Origin of the sequence: uncultured Campylobacter sp. (genome assembly GCF_938018035.1) — a bacterium.
Taxonomy (GTDB): domain Bacteria; phylum Campylobacterota; class Campylobacteria; order Campylobacterales; family Campylobacteraceae; genus Campylobacter_B.
In genome coordinates this window covers 1-4,897 of record NZ_CALIJF010000412.1, presented here as the reverse complement: position 1 = coordinate 4,897, position 4,897 = coordinate 1, and the positions used below count along the sequence as shown (strand labels likewise).

Sequence of the window (4,897 nt, the reverse complement as noted above, 5' to 3'; positions counted from 1 at the left end):
TGCTCTTATCTTTAACGTCCGAGAAATTATAAAATTTAAAACACCCTTTGCAACGCATAAATTTAGGATAATATTTTATGCTTTTTTCAGGGCGAAATGCGAGATATGCAAAGAAAGCGCACGCCGCAAAGCATAAAATTTCTATGATGATACGCAGATACGCGCTTTCAAGCTTTACAGATGCCATAAAGTCTGGCTTTATATCGACTTTTCCCAATAAAGCGGCCGCTAGTCCCCATGCGAAAAAAGCAAAAAAGCCGATTAATGCAAAAATTCTATTTAGCATTTTTATATATTCCTCTATAACAAATCAAATTTCATCGCTTTTTAAATTTACGCTTTTTGATCTTCGGAGTTTTAGTGCTTTGCTCGGAGGCGTTTCCTTGTCGATACACGCCGTCATTTTTATACTCCGTTAGCTTTTTGCCGCAGTCCGGGCAAATTTGATCCGTATCTTTGACATTCTCGTACATGTAAAATTTACAGCAGTCCTTACACCACATATACTTCGGATATCTTTTTATGTTCTTTTCAGAGCGGAAGGCGAGGTAAAAGAAGCAAATACCCGCTATTAAAAATACAGTTGCGGGCAATACCCATAAAATACCCGCATCATCAAATTTAATATATTTCTCGCCTATCTTTATATTTTTATTTACTGCAAAAATTATAAGGTATAAAAAGAATACTACGCCAAGAAAAAAATAGCCGATTCTATCTGACATTTTGCTGCTCCTTTTCGTTATGGTTTGCTTTATTCATAGCGTTTTGCGCCATACCGTCTGATCCTTAAATTTTGGCTCTATGAGAGAAATTTTATTTTCGATCGCTCTAAATTTCTCATATGACAAACCTGCAATATTGTAAAATCAACGTATAATCTTCGCTATAAAATTTTACCCTATTTTTTCTATTGTAGATACTCATACTTAGCAGATATTTGGCGAAATTTATGTAATCCTTCGTATTAGGGAAATAAAATGTAACGCTTTGGTAGAATGTTTTAAAATCCAGCTCAAATTTATACCTGTCCATATCGTCCGCTATGCAGCACTCCGCTTCGTCCATTTTGATAAATTCCTCTATATCTATGCATAGTTGAGCGCTATTTTTTGCAAATCGCGCTCCTCCCACCCAATATTCATAAGGAAAAAGCTCTAGGTATGAGATTCTTTCATCATACGATGATGTTAAAATGTTTTTTGCGAAATAATACATAGCCAAATTTGTAGTAAAACCTAAGACCACAAGCTTTTTGTCTTCTAGAATTTTAATATCTAATTTATGATACTCATGCCCCATAAGTTCCTCATCGATAGTTAGAGGATTGTCTTTTATATAAATTTTATTCGGCAGCACTGATTTTATTCTCCTTTTGCGCACTATACCGTTATTCATCAAGCGCCGTCAAGTATAATCCCAATCCCTTTGATTGCGGAGTATAATAACTCTTTCCATCTACATTGATGCTATTCGTGTTCATATTTTCTCCAATATAAGTTCCGCCGAGCCCTCCTCAAGCGAATTATACTCATCCAGATGTATATGCGAATGTTTCGGCGCAGAATCTTGCGCTAAAGTAAGCAAATGCCTGGCAAGAGATATAAGCCCGCTTTTATTCGCCCTTATAGTAACTTCGTTTCCTGGAGCATTGACGGAGATCGCGAAGTCCTTTTCCCATTGTAGCTGCAGTCCCTTTTCTGCGCAGTAGTCTAAGGTTTTTATAACATACTGCCCCATATATCGCCGATACTCCTTTCTAAATTTAATCGATTACCGATCAGAAATTTATCTAATTGATCTGCTTAACCGATCTCATAGTATTTCGGGAAAATTATATCTAAAATAAAAATGAAAGAGGTTGGAATAACTAAATTTAAGATAAGTGCTGTGCGCGCAAATGAAGCGGTTAAAATTTGAAAACAACTTAAGTGGTGGTCCCGATTGGACTCGAACCAACGACTTCCACCATGTCAAGGTGACACTCTACCAACTGAGTTACGGGGCCAAAAAGAAACGGCAGTATATCAAAAAAATCTCTCAATAGCAAGCAAATTTTAACTTTTCGTAAAATTCCGCCGAAATTTTATCATCTTACCCTTGCCGAAATTCTATACAAGATTTCGCCGTGACGTCAAATCCCCGCCGAAATTCTACGCGAAATTTCACGATTTTGCCAAAATCCCCATGCCGAAATCCCGCGCAAAATTTCATGATCTTTCCAAAATCCACGTAAAATTTAATGGCGCAAACTCGCGGCGCAGCGTAAATTTACGCCAGATATGGCGCGATTTTGGTGCGTTTCGCTTGGATGTCGCTAAATTTTGCAGCTCCTTGCGCAAGCCGCGTGTTTCGTTTGTTCCGCCCCGCTTTACTTGTTTCGCCCGCTTGCCTCGCCCCGCCTTGCACCCGTTAAGACGTCCAAATTTTTTCATTCAGCTTTAGAATTTTTACGATTTGCAGCATCGCGTCTAGATCCGCCTTGATATCCTTTGCGATGCGGGCATTGAGTATCGGCTGATCCAAGCTCGGCTCGAAACTATCGGCGCCGCGAGATATCGCGATATAAATTTTATTTTGCTTAAAGCTCAGCGAGATATCCGATTTTACGAGCTGTTTAAGAGATAGAATTTTCTCCATCAGCGCGGGCGTCAAGACATACATAGCCGCTACCGTATCGCTTGCATAAACCGAGAAATTTGCGTTGAAATCTGCATTATCTATTATGATTTTACGGTCGCTCCATAGCCCGCGTGGCAGCCCCGAAGGCGGCAAATCTATGCCTGTGGGTGCCGCCGCGCCCGAAAAAACAAAAACATCGGAGTCAATTTTTTTATTAAAATTTGCCACAAAAAAGGCCCCTCGAAAAATGTAGTGTAACTCTTTTTAAAAAATGACGAAGTTCCACTGCCGGTCTCCTTTTCCAGCCTTATGTCGCAAAACATAAAATCCACTCCGTCCGCGCTTGCGTAAACCAGATCGTCCGCGCGAAATCTATCAAATCCGTCAAATATCTCGCTCTGCCTCACCTCTTTTTCCTGAAAAAGCGCGCCCATTTTATACGAAAAGCCCAGACTCTCGATATAAGGCTTGAGATATAGCTCTTTGTAGCGCATCAAAAATCGCTCGGTTTTGCGCTCAAAAATCCACTCGTAAAATTCATCTCTCGTACTGATTATTGCTAAAATAGACGCGACTAAAAGAAATAAACTTTCTACGCCGAGATCGAGTTTGGGAAAATCAAGAAAGATGATTATCAATGCGAGTGCAAGCATCGGACCGAAAACCACAAACGCTACGAGGTAACTTAAAATTTTCCAAAGCTTGCGACTTTTCTTAAGCTGTTTGCGCTGCTTTTCTAAATCTATTACGGTTTTAATATCCACGCCCAACCTCTATTTATTAAATTTAATGGCGCAACCTTGCGGCACAGCGTAAATCTGCGCCCGATACGGCGCAATAGGCGCACGCTGTTTATATGCCGCTAAATTTTACGGCTGCTTGCGCGAGCTGTGCGTTCTATTTGTTCGCCCCGCCCTGCCTCGTTTTGCTCGCTTGCCTCGCTCCGCCTTGCGCCCGTTAAGACGTCCAAATTTTTTCATTCAGCCTTAAAATTTTTACGATTTGCAGCATCGCGTCCAGATCGATTTGTATCTTACTCGCGAGCCTATCACCGCGTATTGGCCTATTTAGATCGGGCTCAAAGCTATCGTATCCGCGAGGTATTTTTATATAAATTTTACTTTTTCTGAAGCTAAGCGCGATCTCCGATTTCGCAAGCGTTTTTAAAAATAAAATTTTCTCCATCAGCACGGGCGTGAGTACATACGCTGCGGCGACCGCATCTTTTGTATATACCGCAAAAGATCTGTTAAATTTCGCGTTATCCATATTGCAAGATCTTGCACCGCTTTCCAAGACGCCGTGCGGTAGCTTTATTTTTCTTGGAAGAATAAAAATGTCGGATCTAATCTTTTTATGAAAATCGGCTGCGAAAAAAAGACCTTGAAATATCTCCATTTCCTTCTTTTCATAAGTCAAAGTGAAAAAACTATCATCTATAGTCTCTTTAGACATCCAAATATCGCAGAAGCTAAAGTCCACGCCGTCTATGCTTCCGTATATCAAATCATCTCCGCCAGAATTTGCATATTGATTAAAAAGCCCGCTTTGCAGGATGTCTTGCTCTTGGGTTACGGCGCCGAATCTATTGTATTTGTATCCTAGACTTTCGATGTATGGCATTATATAGAGGGCTTTGTATTGCAACGCGAATTCTCGCGTTTTGACTTTGTAGGTTTTTTCGTAAAATAGCTTATAAGTAAAATATAGCGCTATGCTTAGACCAAATAAAAGATACGGCATTCCCAAAGGTGTACCCTCTTGGCTAGCCATATATCTCATTAAGAAAACCGCAGGGATAAATATCGCACAGGCTTTAAGCAGGCTTATTATTTTCCATTTTATGCGGCTTTGCAGCAGCTTGCGGCGCTCTTTTTCCAAATTTACGATAGTTGTTTGTACGCCTAACAATTTTTGATCCTAAATTTCACCGCTTGCGGCAAGATAGCCTAAATTTAACATTTAAATTTAAGCAGGCAAAGCTAGGCTTAAAGCTCCCCGTTAAATTTCAGCAGCTCGTTTGCATACGCTCGCACGCTCGCATCCACCGCTACAAGCGCGTCCGCGTCCGTTACGCTAGGCGAGTTAAATTTCTCCACGCACTTTAGCACGACACGCGCAATGTCGGTGAAGCGGCACCGCTGCTGCAAAAACGCATTTACGCCCGCTTCGTTCGCGGCGTTGATGACGACGCCGAGATCGGGGTTTGCTAACAGCGCATCTTTGAGGGTAAAGATTTGAAATTTCATCTCGTCGATCGGCTTAAATTCTATCG

The 4,897-nt window shown here is 40.9% G+C and carries 6 protein-coding genes, 1 tRNA gene and 2 pseudogenes; all 9 read right to left on the bottom strand.

Annotated elements, in window-relative coordinates:
• Positions 1-187, bottom strand: a pseudogene (locus Q0257_RS12665) (hypothetical protein); the annotation flags it as partial.
• A gap of 130 nt (positions 188-317) precedes the next feature.
• Positions 318-725 carry a hypothetical protein gene (locus Q0257_RS12660; RefSeq protein ID WP_298025338.1) on the bottom strand — a complete coding sequence of 136 codons (408 nt, stop codon included), beginning with the start codon at positions 723-725 and terminating at the stop codon, positions 318-320.
• Positions 726-840: 115 nt separating this feature from the next.
• Positions 841-1,398, bottom strand: a complete 558-nt coding sequence (locus Q0257_RS12655) for a hypothetical protein (protein ID WP_298025335.1) — start codon at positions 1,396-1,398, stop codon at positions 841-843.
• 81 nt (positions 1,399-1,479) lie between these two features.
• Entirely contained in the window at positions 1,480-1,740 is a 261-nt protein-coding gene (locus Q0257_RS12650) for a hypothetical protein (RefSeq protein ID WP_298025333.1), read from the bottom strand.
• A 192-nt stretch (positions 1,741-1,932) separates the two neighbouring features.
• Positions 1,933-2,008 (bottom strand) — tRNA-Val (locus Q0257_RS12645).
• A gap of 404 nt (positions 2,009-2,412) precedes the next feature.
• Complete coding sequence (locus Q0257_RS12640; RefSeq protein WP_298025330.1) at positions 2,413-2,850, bottom strand: DUF3137 domain-containing protein; 438 nt, start codon at positions 2,848-2,850, stop codon at positions 2,413-2,415.
• Positions 2,778-3,386, bottom strand: coding sequence for a hypothetical protein (locus Q0257_RS12635; protein WP_298025328.1), 609 nt, complete (start codon positions 3,384-3,386; stop codon positions 2,778-2,780). The genes Q0257_RS12640 and Q0257_RS12635 overlap by 73 nt, the downstream gene beginning before the upstream one ends.
• Before the next feature lie 193 nt (positions 3,387-3,579).
• A complete protein-coding gene (locus Q0257_RS12630; RefSeq protein ID WP_298025325.1) occupies positions 3,580-4,533 on the bottom strand; it encodes a DUF3137 domain-containing protein in 954 nt (317 codons plus the stop codon).
• Between the two features lie 77 nt (positions 4,534-4,610).
• Positions 4,611-4,897, bottom strand: a pseudogene (locus tag Q0257_RS12625) (1-deoxy-D-xylulose-5-phosphate reductoisomerase); the annotation flags it as partial.